The organism is Marinomonas shanghaiensis (assembly GCF_003259175.1).
GTDB lineage: Bacteria > Pseudomonadota > Gammaproteobacteria > Pseudomonadales > Marinomonadaceae > Marinomonas > Marinomonas shanghaiensis.
Genome location: NZ_QGOK01000029.1, coordinates 1 through 18572 on the forward strand (window position 1 = coordinate 1; position 18572 = coordinate 18572).

Annotated in this window: 15 protein-coding genes and 1 pseudogene; 8 read left to right on the plus strand and 8 right to left on the minus strand. The window is 47.0% G+C overall.

The window, feature by feature from the left end; all coding sequences use genetic code 11:
* Positions 1-140 precede the first annotated feature (140 nt).
* The 3 genes from sfsA to DKT73_RS18520 form a co-directional block, all read right to left on the minus strand.
* On the minus strand, positions 141-860 hold the full coding sequence (gene sfsA / locus DKT73_RS18510) for a DNA/RNA nuclease SfsA (protein ID WP_198666666.1): 720 nt from the start codon (positions 858-860) through the stop codon (positions 141-143).
* Between the two features lie 503 nt (positions 861-1363).
* Positions 1364-2413 carry an ATP-binding protein gene (locus DKT73_RS18515; protein WP_111640004.1) on the minus strand — a complete coding sequence of 350 codons (1050 nt, stop codon included), beginning with the start codon at positions 2411-2413 and terminating at the stop codon, positions 1364-1366.
* A complete protein-coding gene (locus DKT73_RS18520) occupies positions 2410-3177 on the minus strand; it encodes a response regulator (RefSeq protein WP_232827927.1) in 768 nt (255 codons plus the stop codon). The genes DKT73_RS18515 and DKT73_RS18520 overlap by 4 nt, the downstream gene beginning before the upstream one ends.
* A 149-nt stretch (positions 3178-3326) precedes the next feature.
* On the opposite strand from DKT73_RS18520, the gene DKT73_RS18525 reads away from it, so the two are divergent.
* Genes DKT73_RS18525 through DKT73_RS18540 form a run of 4 tightly spaced genes read left to right on the plus strand, consistent with a single transcriptional unit; the run spans position 3327 to position 9572 of the window.
* Positions 3327-4466 carry an efflux RND transporter periplasmic adaptor subunit gene (locus tag DKT73_RS18525; RefSeq protein WP_111640040.1) on the plus strand — a complete coding sequence of 380 codons (1140 nt, stop codon included), beginning with the start codon at positions 3327-3329 and terminating at the stop codon, positions 4464-4466.
* A gap of 27 nt (positions 4467-4493) precedes the next feature.
* Complete coding sequence (locus DKT73_RS18530; RefSeq protein WP_111640005.1) at positions 4494-7625, plus strand: multidrug efflux RND transporter permease subunit; 3132 nt, start codon at positions 4494-4496, stop codon at positions 7623-7625.
* A 4-nt stretch (positions 7626-7629) separates the two neighbouring features.
* On the plus strand, positions 7630-9024 hold the full coding sequence (locus DKT73_RS18535) for an efflux transporter outer membrane subunit (RefSeq protein ID WP_111640006.1): 1395 nt from the start codon (positions 7630-7632) through the stop codon (positions 9022-9024).
* A complete protein-coding gene (locus tag DKT73_RS18540; RefSeq protein ID WP_111640007.1) occupies positions 9021-9572 on the plus strand; it encodes a GNAT family N-acetyltransferase in 552 nt (183 codons plus the stop codon). The genes DKT73_RS18535 and DKT73_RS18540 overlap by 4 nt, the downstream gene beginning before the upstream one ends.
* 457 nt (positions 9573-10029) lie before the next feature.
* Here DKT73_RS18540 and DKT73_RS18545 read toward each other — a convergent pair.
* From DKT73_RS18545 to guaB, 5 genes and pseudogenes are all read right to left on the minus strand, one after another.
* Positions 10030-10347 (minus strand): annotated as a pseudogene (locus tag DKT73_RS18545) (GMP synthase (glutamine-hydrolyzing)); the annotation flags it as partial.
* A gap of 43 nt (positions 10348-10390) precedes the next feature.
* Positions 10391-11482 carry an NADH:flavin oxidoreductase gene (locus DKT73_RS18550; protein ID WP_111640008.1) on the minus strand — a complete coding sequence of 364 codons (1092 nt, stop codon included), beginning with the start codon at positions 11480-11482 and terminating at the stop codon, positions 10391-10393.
* Between the two features lie 395 nt (positions 11483-11877).
* Entirely contained in the window at positions 11878-12492 is a 615-nt protein-coding gene (locus DKT73_RS18560) for a class I SAM-dependent methyltransferase (RefSeq protein WP_111640010.1), read from the minus strand.
* 557 nt (positions 12493-13049) lie between these two features.
* Complete coding sequence (gene guaA / locus DKT73_RS18565) at positions 13050-14627, minus strand: glutamine-hydrolyzing GMP synthase (RefSeq protein WP_111640011.1); 1578 nt, start codon at positions 14625-14627, stop codon at positions 13050-13052.
* Between the two features lie 132 nt (positions 14628-14759).
* A complete protein-coding gene (guaB, locus tag DKT73_RS18570; RefSeq protein ID WP_111640012.1) occupies positions 14760-16226 on the minus strand; it encodes an IMP dehydrogenase in 1467 nt (488 codons plus the stop codon).
* A 93-nt stretch (positions 16227-16319) separates the two neighbouring features.
* On the opposite strand from guaB, the gene xseA reads away from it, so the two are divergent.
* The 4 genes from xseA to DKT73_RS20105 all read left to right on the plus strand — a co-directional run bounded on the left by xseA (position 16320) and on the right by DKT73_RS20105 (position 18552).
* Positions 16320-17672 (plus strand): exodeoxyribonuclease VII large subunit, encoded by a 1353-nt coding sequence (xseA, locus tag DKT73_RS18575; RefSeq protein ID WP_111640013.1) that lies wholly within the window; start codon positions 16320-16322, stop codon positions 17670-17672.
* A gap of 169 nt (positions 17673-17841) precedes the next feature.
* On the plus strand, positions 17842-18096 hold the full coding sequence (locus tag DKT73_RS18580; RefSeq protein WP_111640014.1) for a type II toxin-antitoxin system Phd/YefM family antitoxin: 255 nt from the start codon (positions 17842-17844) through the stop codon (positions 18094-18096).
* Entirely contained in the window at positions 18093-18347 is a 255-nt protein-coding gene (locus DKT73_RS18585) for a Txe/YoeB family addiction module toxin (RefSeq protein WP_111640015.1), read from the plus strand. Before DKT73_RS18580 ends, DKT73_RS18585 begins: the two co-directional genes overlap by 4 nt.
* Positions 18348-18390: 43 nt before the next feature.
* Positions 18391-18552: a hypothetical protein gene (locus DKT73_RS20105; RefSeq protein WP_157959213.1), complete on the plus strand. Its 162-nt coding sequence runs from the start codon at positions 18391-18393 to the stop codon at positions 18550-18552.
* Positions 18553-18572 lie beyond the last annotated feature (20 nt).

Below are 18572 nucleotides of genomic sequence, written 5' to 3' on the forward strand. Positions count from 1 at the left end.
TAAGGATCTACAGATTTTGTGCAACCCTTTTCGACATTTTCTTTCAATTTATTTTAAATAAAAGCGTATTCGTTCATAAAACCATCAAAAACGGCTCATTTTGGTTGTTAAACAACCAAAAGCACATAAAGACAAACCCATTAATCCAATAAATTAGGCATAACCACAGGAACCGAGCACACGATTTTCATCTCTTGGGAATCGATCGCCACTTGATAGGCAATCACTTCTACCCCTTTCTCTACTACTTCAACAAAAGCCTGCGCATACTTTTTATCTATATGAGCCGCTGGAGTCACTGAATTTATTCCAGTATGGCTCACGCAAAAAAACATTACTGCTCGATGACCCTCTTCGACCATTTTTGCTAACTCATACAGATGCTTGCGTCCTCGATCTGTCACCGCATCAGGAAAGTATCCCAATCCGTCTTCTTCTAATAAGGTGACGTTTTTTACTTCCACATAGCACTTATGACCATCATGGCCTGTGAGCAACCAATCAATACGACTTTTCTCGCCATACTTCACTTCTGCTTTCTGTTCTGCATACCCAACAAGCTCAGTCACAACACCATTAGCAATAGCTTCGCCTACCAATTTATTTGGGTAACCTGTATTGATACAAGCCAAATACTGCTCATCGACTTCCACCAGCTCCCACGTATAAGCCAGCTTACGCTTTGGGTTATCACTTTTAGAAAGCCAAACGCGTGCATGCTCTTGTTGGCAGCGCTTCATGGATCCTGTATTTGGGCAATGCGCCACCACAACTTCACCATTCGGCAATTCAATGTCAGACAAAAAACGCTTATAGCGCTTTATCAATCTTCCTTCTATTAAAGGGGTTGGAAACTTCACAACAGAACTCCAGAATTTCTTATGAGAATCACCAAAATCTACCCCAACCGCTCTCATATAAAGATAGGTGGCTTGGTCTACGATTATTATAGCTCATACACCCTCATTTATAGTTGTCAGCCGCTGCTATCGCCTTTATATCCACCTTACTTCATCTATCAATCGACGACAGATCCGTATAACATATAAGAATAGCAACAGCCTAATTCCCACTGCTCCCAACATAAAATTTTAGGATCCTTTTTTAAATCAACACTGATCATGAGCCAATAAAAAAAACCGCTTCAAATGAAGCGGGTTTCTAGTACTATGTTCAGCACTTTGTTTCGCCTTTTCTTCACAGCGACGCTTAAGCTGCAATTAGGTACTTCTCTCTCCAGCTCTTCGGTCGTTACTGAACAACTTTGCCCAACGAAGTTTTCCACAAATATCAAACCGTTAGTGTTACCTAAAGCTTCCTACATCTTTTCTGAACTATTGCCGTCAAAGGTCATAGTTTCTGTTTAAGATGTCCAACATAGCTCAATAACCGTACCACCTTGATCACTGATATAGCAGCGAGCACTGCCATTGTGGGCGTTCGCAATCGCACTTACTACCGCTAGTCCTAAGCCACTACCGTTTTGACTATTATCCTTAGCTCTTCGAAAAGCGGTGAAAACATGTGGTATCAATTCTAACGGAACACCTGGCCCAGAATCGGCTACAGACAAATAACAAACCTCATCTTTAAGTGTAAACGTGATGATTATTTCCCCAGGAAGAGCATACTTACTGGCATTTTCTAATATCGCCAACAAAGCCTGACGAATTCGAGTAGGATCACAAATAACAGGGCGTGTCGTTAAATTTAGCACCACATGCTGACCTGCCTCTTTGAGCATATTAGCCGATAAATCTGTAAGCAGTTTAATTTCATCCGATAACTGTGTTTCTTCTAAGTTAATCCTTAACTCGCCACGGTTCATTAAGCTAATAACACGAAGATCTTCGATTAAACGCGACAACCCTTCCACTTGAACCAAAAGCCTAACAAATTGGGCTTTATCCGGCGAAAACACCCCTTCTGCCAAACCTTGTAATCGTCCCCGTAAAATGGTGACTGGGGTTCTTAGTTCGTGAGCAATGGCCGCGTTCCAGAAAGCCTGCTCTTCAGTCATACGCTGCAGTTTTTCTGCTAACAAATTTAGGTCATCAACCAATAGAGCAGCTTCACCAAGGGAGCGATCTCCGACATGGGCGCGATAATTGAGATCCCCTTCAGCAATTCTTCGAATACCTTCGGCAACGGAATTTAATGGCTCCAATATGCGCTGGGATAACCTAATAGCGACATTTACAGCCAATAAAATAACAATCACTAGGGTTAATAAAATCCACAACCACTCGGGTCCTGTTGGGGCGAAGTTTTCCTCATTTGGAAGGACGTTAGGCCAGTATTCTTCCCATAGATAATAAAAAACAAACGACCCTATGGTGACTAATAAAGCGGATCCAATGGCTATTTTTATCATTGAAAAAGCAATTTGACGACTCAAACCACTTAATTTCATGAGTCACCTTTCAAGCGGTAACCAACACCACGAACTCCAGCGGGCACCCCATGAATCCCAAAGGCATCGAGTTTTTTACGAATCTTACTAATATGACTATCCACTGTGCGCTCTAGCGCATCCCCTTCTGGTAGGCAAGAAACCAATAGCTCCTCTCGGGTAAACACGCGTTTCGGTGAACGAATGAAATGGGTTAAGAGCTTAAATTCGGTTAATGTCAACGCAAGTGTATGCGCTGCGCCATTAACATAAACGGTTATGTCATGGCTTTCCAAATTCACTTCAAAGGGATCTGCACGCAATGTCTTACTCTTGGTAGAGGAGTTAACCTCTAAAGTACGTCGTAAAACAGCTTGCACTCTCGCCACCACTTCCGCTGGATTAAAGGGCTTCACAACATAATCATCTGCCCCAATTCGGAGGGCCATCAATTTATCCAAATCTTGATCCATCGCCGTAAGCATAATGACGGGGGTGTTACTGTTTTGTCGTAACTGCGACAGCACTTCCCAACCATCCTTTTTCGGCATCTGGATATCCAGCAAAATCAGATCTGGCTGAATAGAAGCATGAAGTTCAAGCGCCTGTTGTCCATCACCTGCATGAAGGACACGCATGTTATTACGCGTCAGATAAGCCGATAAAATATCAACTATTTCCAACTCATCCTCCACGATCAGAACCAATGCTTGGCGATGATCAAGGCCTTCTTGATCAGACTTAGGCATACCCTTGTGATTTTCAGACAACAAATGCCCCTCCATCAAACCTCCACATTCACTCAGCGGAACCTCCACACACAAATATTAAACTCACGAATAATTGTGATTACTTAAACGCTTTTACGTTCATTTCCCCAAAGGATAACGCAGTGAAAAAGATAAATACATGTGTATGTAGTGGCTTACATATCTTGATAATTAGCTTGTTGGTCGGTTGCCATCCGTCGAATCAAGAAGGCAACAATGAGATCGAATCAAAAATACCCTCGCCCTTAGTGTCAACAATTAAAGTAGTGCCAACACCGCTTGAGATATACGAAACGCTTCCAGGCCGAGTCATGGCCGTCCGTACGGCTGAAATTCGGCCACAGGTAACGGGGATCGTACAACAAAGGCTATTCAAACAAGGGACAGAAGTAAAAGCAGGTCAATCACTGTTTCAGATCAATCCAGCCCCTTTTGTAGCAGAAGCCGATACAGCCAAAGCTAACTTATTGAGAGCACAGGTTACATTCAAATTAGCGGAAGACAAAGTAACGCGCCTAAAACCACTGCTAGCCGTTGATGCCATCAGTCGTCAGGATTATGACGATGCCGTGTTACTCCGTGACCAAGCGGGGGCAGATATTGCTGTTGCAAAAGCAACCCTAGCACGTCGTCAGCTTGATGTGACCTTTGCCAACGTGACAGCCCCCATATCAGGCCGCATTGAGCAAGCTTTAGTAAGTGAAGGGACATTAGTCAGTAGCACAGATACAAGCCCCATGGCTCGTATCCAGCAGATTGATCAAGTATTTGTGGATATTCGTCGCCCCGCCACCTCGTTTCAAGCAACACGTGAAGCCTTAGCCGCAAACTCGGCGGATGAATCGAATGCATCGGGTGCAACAATCGAAATCTTGCACAGTAATGGCCAGCCCTATCCTGTTAAAGGCCAAGCTTTATTTTCCGGCATTAATATTGATGTAAGCACGGGCGATGTTTTGCTACGCGTACTGGTTGATAACCCTCAACGCCTGCTGTTACCAGGTATGTTCATCAGAGCAAAAGTCCTGCATTCAAGTTACCAAAATGCGCTGATGGTTCCACAGCAAGCCATTATGCATCTGGCGGGTGTACCTCATGTTTGGCGTATTGATGAGAAAAACTTTGCTCATTTTCAGCCGATAACACTGGGCGAACTCACCCAGGGGCAATATCACATACAAGATGGGATAGAAGCCGGAGATATCATCGTCGTAGAAGGAATGGATAGGCTTCAGGACGGAATGCTCGTCAATCAACACCCATGGAAAGAGCTCGACGCTCCTTCCGCACCTGTGACCCACTGATTAAGATTATTAGAGAGTCTAAAATTTATGTCCCAATTTTTTATACAGCGTCCAGTGTTTGCTTGGGTTATTGCGCTTTTCATTATTTTGTTTGGCTGTATTGCGATTCCGAAGTTGCCAATATCTCGCTACCCTTCTATTGCGCCTCCTACCGTGAATATTATGGCGACCTACCCAGGTGCCAGCCCACAAGCAATGAATGATGGTGTGCTTAGTCTGCTGGAAGGAGAGCTCTCCAGCGTCAAAAACTTGCTGTATTTCGAGTCCTCTGCCGACAGCTCTGGCTCAGCCTCAATCACGGTCACATTTAAGCCAGGAACAAACCCTGATTTAGCACAAATTGACGTACAAAACCAAATGAAAGCGGTGGAGTCTCGCCTACCAAAGACAGTACGCCAAGATGGCTTAACCATAGAGTCGGCTACCTCCAACTTTCTTATGATTGTGGGCTTAAAATCCGACAACAACCGCTATGATGAAATCGCCCTAAACGACTACTTAGCTCGTAATCTGGTAAAAGAATTACGCCTTATAGAGGGTGTCGGACGCGTCCAGTCTTTTGGAGCAGAAAAAGCGCTGCGCATTTGGGTAGACCCGAGCAAGCTCTATTCGTTAGGCTTAACCATGAATGACATTAGCCAAGCGGTGACGGAGCAAAATACACAAATCACTCCTGGAAGCATCGGCACAGCACCAACAGTAAAGGGCCAACGAGTCACTCTTCCCCTAACGGCACAAGGCCAGTTAACCAACATACAGGATTTTGCCGATATTATTCTGCGCGCTAACAGTAACGGCTCGAAAGTCTTACTCAGAGATGTTGCCAAGGTCGAGATAGGCTCTCAGTCCTACGGTTTTTTGAATCGAGAAAATGGCAAAACCGCAACCGCAGCGGCCATACAACTCACACCGGGAGCAAATGCGGTCAAAACAGCCGAAGCGGTAGAGAAACGTTTGGCGGAGCTGAGTCAAACGTTACCAGTAGGCATGTCCTATTCGATCCCATTTAACACCGCTCCTTTCGTGAAGGTTTCCATCAATAAGGTGATCACCACGCTCCTCGAAGCCATGGTGTTAGTCTTTTTGGTCATGTATCTGTTTTTGCAGAGTATTCGCTATACCTTAATTCCCGCCATTGTGGCCCCCATCGCTTTGCTGGGCACCTTCACAGTCATGCTGTTAACAGGCTTCTCTATCAACGTGTTAACCATGTTTGGTATGGTGTTAGCCATCGGCATCATTGTCGACGATGCCATTGTGGTGGTGGAAAATGTGGAACGCATAATGGCCGAAGAAGGCTTATCACCGAAAGAAGCGACCAACAAAGCCATGAAAGAAATCACGGGAGCCATTATCGGCATCACACTGGTGCTCACCGCAGTATTCATCCCCATGGCGTTTGCTAGTGACTCGGTGGGAGCGATCTATAAACAGTTCACCCTATCTATGGCCGTATCTATTCTGTTCTCCGCCTTTTTGGCTCTGACACTCACGCCTGCCTTATGCGCGACTTTACTCAAACCAGTCAAAGCTCATCATCAGCAAACACGTTTTGCCCAGTGGTTTAACCGCAGTTTTAGTCGCATGAATAACCGCTATGAGACACAAGTTGGTAACTTGGTGAGTCGTAAAGGCTTCATGATGCTGATCTTTGTGGTCTTATGCACCATTTTGATCCTTATCTACCGACAGCTACCATCTTCTTTCTTACCAGAAGAAGACCAAGGCTACTTTATGACCAGCATCCAACTACCGGCCGACGCCACCACAGAGCGTACATTAGCCGTGGTGAAAAAGTTTGAAGAACATGCACTCAGTCGCCCTGCAATTGAATCAACAATGACAGTCATTGGATTTGGTTTTTCCGGCTCAGGAACGAATGCCGCACAAAGTTTTACCATGTTAAAAGACTGGGATCTTCGCTCCGGCACCTCAACACAAAATGAGCTACAACTCGCGGAACAAGCCATGGCTGATGTTAAAGAAGGCTCTGTCATGCAGATGTTACCGCCGTCTATTGAAGAATTAGGCACCAACTCTGACATCAGCTTTTTCTTACAAGACCGCGCTAACCAAGGTTACGAGCAGTTAAAAAATGCTGAGTCCCGAATGATAGATCTTGCTCAAAAGAGCGCATTGTTAAAGGATTTTTATACCGATGGCTTACCAGCCGGAACCAGCATTCACTTGGAGATTGATCGTCAGAAAGCCGAGGTGTCAGGAGTGTCGTTTACTAATATTAGTGAAACCTTGTCTTCAGCAGCAGGCTCGACCTACATTAATGACTTTCCAAATCAAGGCAAAATGCAACAAGTCATTATGCAAACGGAGCCCTCAGCGAGAATGCAAATTGATGACATTCTGAGTCTGCACGTACGCAACAGTAGTGGTGGCATGGTGCCACTATCCGAGTTGGTCACACCGTCTTGGTCAGAGTCCATCCCGCAATTGCTTCGTTTTCAAGGCTATCCAGCCATCCGCATTGCAGGTAGCGCCGCGACAGGCGTATCAAGCGGTCAAGCCATGGCAGAGATAGAGCAACTCGCTAAGCAATTACCACAAGGCTATGCCATTGCTTGGACAGGACAGGCATTGCAAGAACGCCAATCAGCCCAACAAGCTCCCATGCTGATGGCGCTATCTATGTTGGTGGTGTTCTTAGTGCTAGCGGCACTGTACGAGAGCTGGTCGATTCCTTTGTCCGTCATGCTCGTCGTGCCATTAGGATTGCTTGGTGCTGTGATGGCGATTGTTTTACGAGATATGCCTAACGATGTGTTCTTCAAAGTGGGCATGATCACCGTCATTGGTCTGTCTGCAAAAAATGCGATCCTAATTGTGGAATACGCCAAGCAATTACGCGAGCAAGGTTTCAGCTTGACGGAATCTGCGATTAAAGCGGCTAAATTACGTCTGCGTCCCATCTTAATGACTTCCCTTGCCTTTACTCTAGGGGTTTTGCCTTTGATGCTTGCAAGCGGTGCCAGTGCAGAAACACAACGCGCTATCGGTACAGGTGTATTTGGTGGCATGGTTAGCGCCACCCTGCTTGCTATTTATTTTGTACCAGCTTTCTTCGTATTCGTAATGAGCATTCAAGAGCGTTTAGCATCTTGGACAAACTCAAATAAGACACCTCCAACAGACTTTAAAGGTTAATACTATGCGTTCTCTTGTTATTGTGATGACGGTATTGCTGGCGGGATGCTCTTTAACCCCAGAGTTAACCAAGCCAGCCGCGCCAATACCAGAAAACTTTGCCAACCAAAATAGTGTTGGCACACCTTCATCCTACAATATTACCGATCTAGGATGGCGTGACATGTTCCGTGATAAGCGCTTACAGGCGCTTATCGAATTGGCATTAGCCAACAACCGAGATTTACGTATTGCCACGTTAAATGTGGAAGCTGTCAAAGCCCAATACGGCATAGCACGAGCGGAACGGTTGCCCAATATTGGCGTTACATTGGATAGTACCAAACAGCGTTCAGTCACCACGGACGGCGGTGAGAATAAATCCCAAAGGCAAAAACAGAGTAGTCTCAGCCTTGGTATCAGCGCCTTCGAAATCGATTTATTCGGACGCGCTCACTCCATGTCAAAGGCGGCTTTTGCCCGCTACTTAGCAAGTGGCTATGGGCATCAAGCTGCACAAATGTCGTTGATCAGCTCCATCAGTGAAGCCTACTTCGCGGAGCAAATCGCCTATGAGCAACTAACATTGGCAGAAAACACCCTCACGGATTGGCAGCAGTCACTCAAGATAACCTTGCAATTACGCAAAGCGAACCAAGGCAGCGAACTGGATGTGGCTCAAGCGGAGGGACAAGTAGCAAGCGCTGAAGCGACTCTCATCGCCAATCAAAGGAGCTTATCCCAGGCAAAGAACTTACTACGCCTACTAGTAGGAGCTGACATTCCCACAAACCTACCGGCATCAGACTTATTCTCTGATCAAGCAGTAACCAACTCGTTGTCACCGGGTCTGCCCTCCGACTTGCTGTTACATCGTCCCGATATTTTGCAAGCAGAGCAAAACTTGATTGCCGCAAACGAAGACATTGGTGTAGCACGAGCCGCATATTTCCCGCGTATCTCACTGACCAGCTCCATCGGCTATGCCAGCCAAGATATGAAAAAGTTAATTAGCTCGGATAGTGCCACTTGGTCATTTACACCGCAAATTAGCCTCCCCTTGTTTCAAGGTGGGAAGCTCGACGCCGAGCTGGCCCTAGCGAAAGTGCGCAAATCAACAACGATTGCCGAATATGAAAAAGCCATTCAGACAGCGTTTAAAGAAGTAGCTGACGGACTGGTTGGTAGCGAAACGTATCAGCAACAAACGACAGCACAAAAAAAAGTCGTCTCTGCCGCAGAACGCAGAGCCAGACTATCCAACTTACGTTATCAAGCAGGCATAGAAAGACGCTTGGAATTGTTAGATGCCCAGCGACAACTGTATGTAGCCAAACAAACCTTATTAGACCTTAAACAGCAAGAATTGAATAACGCCGTTTTCTTATACAAAGCCTTAGGCGGTAGATTGGAACTATGAATAAGACAAAAATACATTTATTACCCGTAAGTCGAGACGAGCTCAGAACCTTTAAAACCGAGCTACAAGAAACCTTTACCGCTGCGTTGGTCGATCAATTTAGTCAGTTTGGCAGTGAACTCATTCCCTCTGACGACGATATAAACGAATCTTTTAACGCCCACGGTGCAGTAATACGACACATTTTTTACGGACAAGAAAAGGTAGGAGGCGTAGTACTGAAGATTAATGAAGACACCCAGCACAACAGCTTGGATCTATTCTTTATCTACCCCAAACACCATGACAAAGGCTTCGGTCTAGCGACCTGGAAAACCATTGAAGCGACTTATCCTGGCACTAAGATATGGAGCACAATTACGCCCTATTTCGAGAAGCGAAACATTCACTTCTATGTCAATAAGTGTGGTTTTCAGATTGTAGAATTCTTCAACAAGAACCACTTAGAAAAGAATGAAAAAGCCCGTAGCAGCGCCCCCCATGATACCAGTGACTCGAGTGAAGAAGAGTTTTTCAAATTTGAGAAGGTCATGGTACAAAAAGCATAGCGAACCTTATTGATAACACTAGAAAGCTTACTGATCGAATCCAGTAAGCTTTCATTAAAACTTGAGAAAATATTACTATATGGTTTTCTAGGACTGCGGTCTTTATCAATTGTCCTAGCTCTAAAATTCAATTCAGCATGAATAACCCCATCACGACAACAAGTTCAAATTGTTTCAGGAAGTGTAATGGTCAAGTAAAACTGACCACCGCTTTGGTTTATCCAGCCTTCTTAGCCGCCGAGGGAGCCACTTCAAAGTTGGCATTTTTTATATTCCTTAAACAATCTGAAGTGACGGAAGAAACAACATAAAAGCCATTTAATATCAGCAATATAGATTACTGCCTTCGCAGGAATGACGGTTTTCACCTATTTTCCCCAGCCAATAAAAAAACCCACATCAAATGAAGCGGGTTTTAGGTATTTCTGTTTATTCAGTTAAGGTGTACTTAGCGGAATTATTCCCACTCGATAGTAGCAGGTGGCTTAGACGATACGTCGTACGTCACGCGGGAGATGTGTTCGATTTCGTTGATGATACGACCAGACACTTTCTCTAGCAGTTCGTATGGTAGGTGCGCCCAACGAGCCGTCATGAAGTCGATGGTTTCAACAGCACGAAGTGCTACCACGTATTCGTAACGGCGGCCATCGCCTACTACGCCAACAGATTTCACTGGAAGGAATACCGCGAACGCTTGGCTTGTTTTTTCGTACCAGCCCGCGTTACGTAGCTCTTCGATAAAGATAACGCCCGCACGACGAAGGATGTCGGCACGCAAACTTATGACCAAAAGACAGCTGCGATTACGGCTGTATTCAGTCCTCGACGAAACTCCGCTGCCCACGTAGGTAGTCGATGAATGCTGTGCTGAGCCCTTCCTGTCGTAAGTACTCTGGCGAAACCGGCAATGCGGGTGAGGTATAGCGAGCCTCCTTCCTTATGCATTCGGGAAGGTCATGGACAAGTATACCCGCCTTGCCAATTGCCACGTAATCTGCACCCTCGGACAGAGCCCATTCTCCGCGCGCTGCAGTCATGATTCCACCGGCAACCCCGAGCGCACAGTCACCTCGAGGCAGATCAGCAAACAGCGACATAAGGGTTCTGCCCTTATATGCTTTTTCTTCAGGCTCCTTAGTGATATCCCACAAAGACAGGTCGAGGTAGTCCATACCTCCGTCCGCGAAGAGCCGAGACGCGAGGTCGACCATTTCAGATAGGACCAGCCCGAAGCGCTCGGTCGATATGCGGATGCCAATCTGAAAATCTGGTCGGCAGGCAGCGCGAATGCGATGCAGAATCTCGAAGAGGAAGCGGGCTCGGTTCTCGGGGGAGCCGCCCCAACGGTCGCTACGTCGGTTCAACTCGGGCGACAGGAACTGAGCAATGAGGTAACCGTGCCCGCCGTGGATTTGTACGCCATCAAACCCGGCCCGCTCGGCGCGTCGAGCAGCGGCGACGAACTCTGCGATAATGTTTTCAATTTCGGCCTCGCTCAGCGCCCTTGCACCGGTTTCGGAATGGGCAGAGGGGCCAGCTAGCTCACTTCCGTCTGAAAGTGATCGGATGCCTCCGTGCTGGAGCTGCAAAGACGAAACCGCACCCTGTGCTCGCAACCCCGCAGCAAGGCGTTCAAGGCCGGGCAGATGGCGGTCATCGAAACAGCCCAGCTGACCCAAGAAAGCCTTGCCCGCGGACGAAACGTGGCTGGCACAGGTTGTCACTAGGCCGAAACCACCCTCTGCGCGCATCGTGAGCCAGCGGTATTCATCGTCGGACAGCGTTCCGTCCTCGCTGCTTTGGGTATTGGTCAACGGGGCGAGAACAAAACGGTTCTTTATCTTCGGGCCGCGCGGCAAGCTGAGCGGGGCGAACAGGTTAGAGTGTGATTTGGTATCAATGGTCATGAAAGTGTCCTTCTATTTAGTATGTTAGTCAGCTGTTCGCTTGGAAGCGCGCCGCGGCAGAACCAGAGTGATGGCGAGAGCGATGAGAAAGAGGCCTGCCGAGACCCCGAACGCAGCGCGATAGCCTTCTATAGATTGCAGGCTAGTATCTGCGCTTGCTGTCGTGGCCATTAGGAAGACTGAGTTGAGCAGCGCCGGTCCTATAGAGCCGCCAACCAGCTGTGCTACGTTGACGAAAGCCGATGCCACACCGGATTCTTCTCTCACACCGTTCAGTGCCGAGCTGGATGCGGGCACGAAGTAGACGCCGAGGCCAAAGATCATGATACATAAGGTCGTGGCGCGGTTCCGATCCGAGGTCGATGCATCTGTCATTTCAAGGATCTCCGGTTTGCTTAGCTCAGCCGCTGCAGGAAGAGAACGTTGTCAGTCACTGTTGCGGTTTGTCCTTCCGGCCCTGTAGCCGTTCGGGCAATGGAACAGAGGCAATGGTGCGCCCATTCCTCGGGGGCGAGCTGCATCGTCGTGAACGTTTCGTGTGCCGAGGGAAAACGGGTATTCTCGGGGAACCAAGACCAGGGCGCACGCGAAGCGTGCTCTACTATCAGAATATGCCCCCCGGGAGCCACGGCCCTGGCAGCTCGTCCCAAAACATCGCCTCGCGGCCATTCCTGAGGCGAATGTAGGAAGCTGGCGGTGACCAGATCGAAGCTCCCCTCCGGAAAAGATAGGGCGAGATTATGCTCCTCGAACCGAATGTGCTCCATGAGGCCAGCCGCTTCGGCGTTGCGGGAGGCGATTCCAAGCGCGACCGACGAGACATCGACCGCCGTCACGTGCCAACCCTTCTGAGCCAGCCAGACAGCATCGTCGCCTCTGGCGCATCCAAGCTCCAGCGCCCTGCCGGGACGAAGCGGTCCCGCGAACTGAGACAGTGCCAGACCGGGCATGCCTGACGAGGTCTGCGAGCCCTTAGCATAAAGGTCGTTCCAAATAGATTCAGCCTGCATTCTGCTCTCTCATTCAGATAGTTTCGATAAATTTGGGATCAAAAATCAGTGACCGGTGCGAAGACATTGCATACCGACTACGAGGGGCTGGAAGCCGAAAGACCTACAAAGTTCGTCCCAATAATGATGGCATCGTAGTTCACAACCAATGGCCCCTTAAAAGCCATAATGTAATATCAAATGTTACTTGAAAGAGCGGCACACTTCAATACATGTAACTTTAAATGTTTCAAAAATAAATTGGTATGTTACTTAAGCGGTGATAGGGTGCTCGTAGCTAATATGAAGGATCTCACTCCATGCCTCGCGGCCTGCGTATGCTTGCTTTCTGGCGCTGTTCTCTAAGGTAAAGATAGAAGACCTGGCGCAAGGCTTCGAGAGTCAGTTGGCGAAAAAACGGCAAGACGTTCGCGATACATGTGACGCCGCAAAACAGCATATTTGAAGCCGCTAGACGGTACCAAATGATGTGGCCATTACATTAGATAATAAAAAGCCCGCTAGAAAGCGGGCTTTAGAGTGTTTCTATTTATTCAGTTAAGGCGTACCTAGCTGAATCATTCCCACTCGATAGTAGCAGGTGGCTTAGACGATACGTCGTAAGTCACGCGAGAGATGTGTTCGATCTCATTGATGATTCGACCAGACACTTTTTCTAAAAGTTCGTATGGTAGGTGAGCCCAACGAGCTGTCATGAAGTCGATGGTTTCAACAGCACGAAGTGCTACCACGTATTCGTAACGACGACCATCGCCTACTACACCAACAGATTTAACTGGAAGGAATACCGCGAAAGCTTGGCTTGTTTTGTCGTACCAACCTGAGCGACGCAATTCTTCGATGAAGATAGCGTCCGCACGACGTAGGATGTCAGCGTATTCTTTTTTCACTTCACCAAGGATACGAACACCTAGACCTGGTCCTGGGAACGGGTGACGGTAAACCATGTCATAAGGAAGACCTAGTTCAAGACCTAGCTTACGCACTTCGTCTTTGAACAGTTCACGAAGCGGTTCAACCAAGGCCATCTTCATATCGTCAGGCAAACCACCCACGTTATGGTGAGACTTGATAACATGTGCCTTACCTGTTTTAGAGGCAGCAGACTCAATCACGTCAGGGTAAATAGTGCCCTGCGCAAGGAAATCAATGCCATCCAATTTAGATGACTCTTCGTCAAAAATCTCAATAAAGGTATTACCAATGATCTTACGTTTTTTCTCTGGATCCGCTTCACCAGCGAGTTTACCAAGGAACAAATCTTCTGCGTCAACACGGATGACTTTAACACCCATGTTGTCGGCGAACATTTTCATCACTTGATCGCCTTCGTTCAAACGAAGCAAACCATTGTCTACGAACACACAAGTCAATTGGTCGCCAATGGCTTTATGAAGCAATGCCGCCACAACAGAAGAGTCCACACCACCAGAAAGGGCTAAGAGCACTTTTTTGTCGCCCACTTGCTCTTGCATGCGTTCAATCGCATCTTGTGCGATGTTGGCAGGGGTCCACAAAGTATCACAGCCACAAATATCGACGATAAAACGAGATAAGATACGGCCACCTTGTAACGTATGGGTTACTTCTGGGTGAAATTGAACACCATAAAACTTCTTCGCTTCGTTCGCCATCGCCGCAATCGGGCAGCTATCCGTTGATGCCATCAGAGTAAAGTCTTGTGGCATGGTAATCACTTTATCACCATGACTCATCCAAACATCAAGTAACGCAACACCATTGTTTGCGATATGATCTTGAATGCCATCAAACAAGGCAGGACCTTCATGCTTACGGATTTGCGCGTAACCAAACTCACGAATTTCTGAGCCTTGGACTTTTCCGCCCAATTGCTCAGCCATGGTTTGCATACCATAACAAATACCAAATACCGGCACGCCCATTGTAAACACTACTTCTGGTGCACGTGGAGAACCGGGTTCTGGAACGGATTCAGGACCACCAGCTAAGATGATACCTTTTGGATCGAAGTCGATAACGTCTTGATCTTCCATGTCAAAAGCACGAACTTCACAGTACACACCGATTTCACGAACACGACGCGCAATCAGCTGGGTGTACTGCGAACCGAAATCAAGAATAAGAATTTTATGAGCGTGGATATCTTGCGACATTGTTAGCCATTCCTTTCACTCTACCAAACAGAAGCAAATGCTTTACGGCAGACGTAATTAATAAATAATTGGAGCAATAAATAAAGATGGGGCGTGTTGTACGCCCCATCTCAGTGTCAAATTATCTCGCGATTAACCCACGTGATAATTTGGCGCTTCTTTTGTAATCGTCACATCATGAACATGACTTTCACGAATACCAGCGCCTGTAATTTTTGAGAACTGCGCTTTGGTACGCATTGTCTCAATATCTGGTGAGCCAGTGTAACCCATTGAAGAGCGAACGCCTCCCATCAACTGATGAACGACAGCGGCCATGGGGCCTTTCGATGGAACACGACCTTCAATACCTTCCGGCACAAGCTTTTCAACACTGCTTGAATCTTGGAAGTAACGGTCACTTGAACCCTGAGATTGAGACATCGCGCCAAGCGAGCCCATGCCACGGTACGCCTTAAAAGAACGACCTTGGAACAAAACAACCTCACCTGGAGCCTCGTCCGTACCAGCAAGAATACCACCAACCATGATAACGCTGGCGCCTGCTGCAATGGCTTTACTAATGTCGCCAGAAAAACGCACACCGCCATCGGCGATAACAGGAATACCACGTGGGTTCATCACCTCAGCCACATTCGCTACCGCGCTGATTTGCGGAACACCAACACCTGTAACAATACGCGTTGTACAGATAGAACCAGGGCCGATACCAACTTTTACGCCATCCGCACCCGCATCAGCAAGGGCGATTGCCGCTTCAGCGGTCGCGATGTTGCCACCGATCACTTGAATATGAGGGAAGTTTTCTTTTACCCAACGAACACGGTCGATTACACCTTTAGAATGACCGTGCGCCGTATCAACCACAATGATATCAACACCCGCGTCAGACAAGGCTTTTACGCGATCTGCAGTATCTGCGCCAGTGCCCACAGCAGCACCCACACGCAAACGACCTTGATCATCTTTACAAGCGTTCGGGAAGGTAGTGGCTTTGTTGAAATCCGTTACCGTCACCATGCCGCGTAATTCAAACTGTTCATTCACAATCAACACTTTCTCAATGCGATTTTCATGCAACAGCTTACGGATAGAACCAGAAGATGCCCCTTCCAGCGCCGTCACTAAGCGATCTTTTGGTGTCATAATATCAGAGACTTTTTTGTCAAAGTCTTTAACAAAGCGCACATCACGGCTTGTTACGATACCAACTAGGTCAGTACCTTGAACAACTGGTACACTTGAGATGCTGTTCGCTGCTGTCAATTCCATTAGCTCTTTAACGCTCGCTTCTGGATTGATGGTAACAAGATCACGGACGATGCCACTTTCGAATTTTTTCACACGACGCACTTCACGAGCTTGCTCTTCAATGGTCAAGTTTTTGTGCACAATGCCTATGCCACCTTCTTGAGCCAGAGCAATCGCCATGCGATGTTCAGTAACGGTGTCCATCGCCGAAGAAATAAGCGGAATATTCAACTCAATGTCTTTAGTGATTTTCGTTTTGAGGCTAACATCCTTAGGAAGAACTTCGGAATAGCCGGGGATAAGCAATACGTCGTCAAACGTTAAAGCTTCTTGCACGATTCGTAACATAATGGGGAGTTTCCAATGCCAACAAGGGTGTTAAGATGGCAAGTAATTCTACTCCAATAGTTCCACTCGGTAAATCAAAACCACGAGAGATTGATGAAAAATTTTACAACTTCGACGTCACAAGAAACGGCTTTTACCGTCTCACAGCTAAATAGACAGATACAACAGTTACTTGAGGCAAGCTTGCCGTGGATTCTTGTCGAAGGAGAAATTTCCAATCTCGCCAAACCCAGCTCGGGTCATTGGTACTTTTCTCTGAAAGATGACAAAGCACAAATTCGCTGCGCTATGTTCAAAGGCAAAAATGCTGCCGTACGTTTCAAGCCGAAGGATGGCGACATGGTTCGCTTACGTGCTCGCGTCACTTTTTATGGCCCAAGAGGCGACTGCCAGCTCAGCGTCGAAGGCATGGAGTCCGCAGGTGAAGGCGCATTACAACAAGCGTTTGAGCGATTAAAAAACAGCTTACAAGCCGAAGGCCTGTTCGCACCTGAACACAAAAAACCACTGCCCACCAAGCCTGAGCGTGTTGCCATCATCACGTCACCGGTTGGCGCTGCGGTTCGCGATATGATTATTGCCTTTCGTCGACGCTTCCCATTAACCGAACTGACGATTCTACCCTCTTTGGTACAGGGCCAAGATGCGGCAAAAAACATCCTAAGACAATTGCAACGAGCGGATGGTAGCGGGCACTTTGACGCGATTATCCTCGGTCGCGGTGGCGGTTCATTGGAAGATTTATGGAGTTTTAACGACGAAATGCTGGCACGGGCAATTTTTGCGGCTCAAACCCCTATTGTATCTGCCGTAGGCCATGAAACCGACTTTACCATTGCCGACTTTGTCGCCGATGTTCGTGCCGCCACGCCCACCGCCGCCGCGGAGCTTTTAAGCCCAGACCGCACTCAATTAATTAGACAGATCGAGCAACAAGAGAAACAACTGGTTCGACGCATGTCACGCATTCTCGAACAAAGCCAACAACAGCTCGACTTCATGACCAAGCGTATTCGTCACCCCAAAGAACGCATCGAGCAACAGCAAAATCAACTGGAGCAACTCAAACGTCGTTTGCAGCAGAGCATGCAACGCAAAGTATTGGAGCAACAAACACAAACCGCCAATCTGTCTCATCGACTGGAAAGAAACAGCCCGACTCGCCGTATCGATCAGAGCAGACAAAAGCTCAAAGACATCGACGCTCGACTTGCTCGCGCACTGAATAGCACGCTGGCCAACAAGCAAACCGCCTTTGCGCGCATCATTGACAAGCTCAACCTCGTCAGCCCATTGAATACCCTAGCAAGAGGCTACGCCATTGCCTCCAAGGACGACCAAGTGATTCGTTCAGTTAACGAGGTAGAAAAAGGCGACTTAATAAAGATCAGAGTTCAAGATGGGGAAATTAACTGCACAGTTAAAACCACTAAAGCGATTAGTTAATCGGTTACCTCAAAAGATACGAAACACGCTTGCTCCACGCACAAGTACGTAAAGTCGCTCGCAGTGTTTTTTATTTCTTTTGCCCTTCCCAAATTTAACACCACCAAGAATGTTGCGTACATATATAAGTACAAGTACAATAATTAGTACTTACTTTAAGGAGTACTTTATGGATACGTTAAGTTATTCAGCATTCAGAACGAACCTTGCTAGTACACTCGACAAGGTAAACGACGATCACAAGCCCGTGATCATCACTCGGCAAGGCGGAAAACCCGCAGTATTGATAAGCTTAGAAGACTTTCAAGCGTATGAAGAAACCGCTTACCTGATGGCAAGCCCCAAGAATGCATCACGTTTAAATGACGCTATTGCAGAGGTGGAAGCCGGTAAAACACAGGTAAGAGGATTGATTGAGGAATGATTTTATCTTGGGCTGAGAACGCATGGAGCGACTATTTATACTGGCAACAGAAAGATAAAAAAACACTGAAACGAATTAACACACTTATCAAAGACATAACCCGCCAACCCTTTGAAGGACTAGGCGACCCAGAACCGTTAAAGTATAACTGGTCAGGCTATTGGTCTAGACGAATAGATAGAGAACATCGATTGGTTTATAGCATTGAAGGCAACACTCTTTACATTGTTCAATGTCGCTATCATTACTGAGTGACAGCCAACATGAGAAGGTACCATTTACAGGATTGAAGCAGTGAAATTATACAAATACACAACACTTGATGCTGCAGTTAAAATCATTGAAGGTAAATCAATTCACTTTGCTCGAATGTCTGATTTTAACGACCCATTTGAGGGACCATTTCCAGAAGCACCAGAAGGATTAGAGAATTCCGAAAAATCGTTTCACTCTTAGAACCTTAGACAAGACATAGA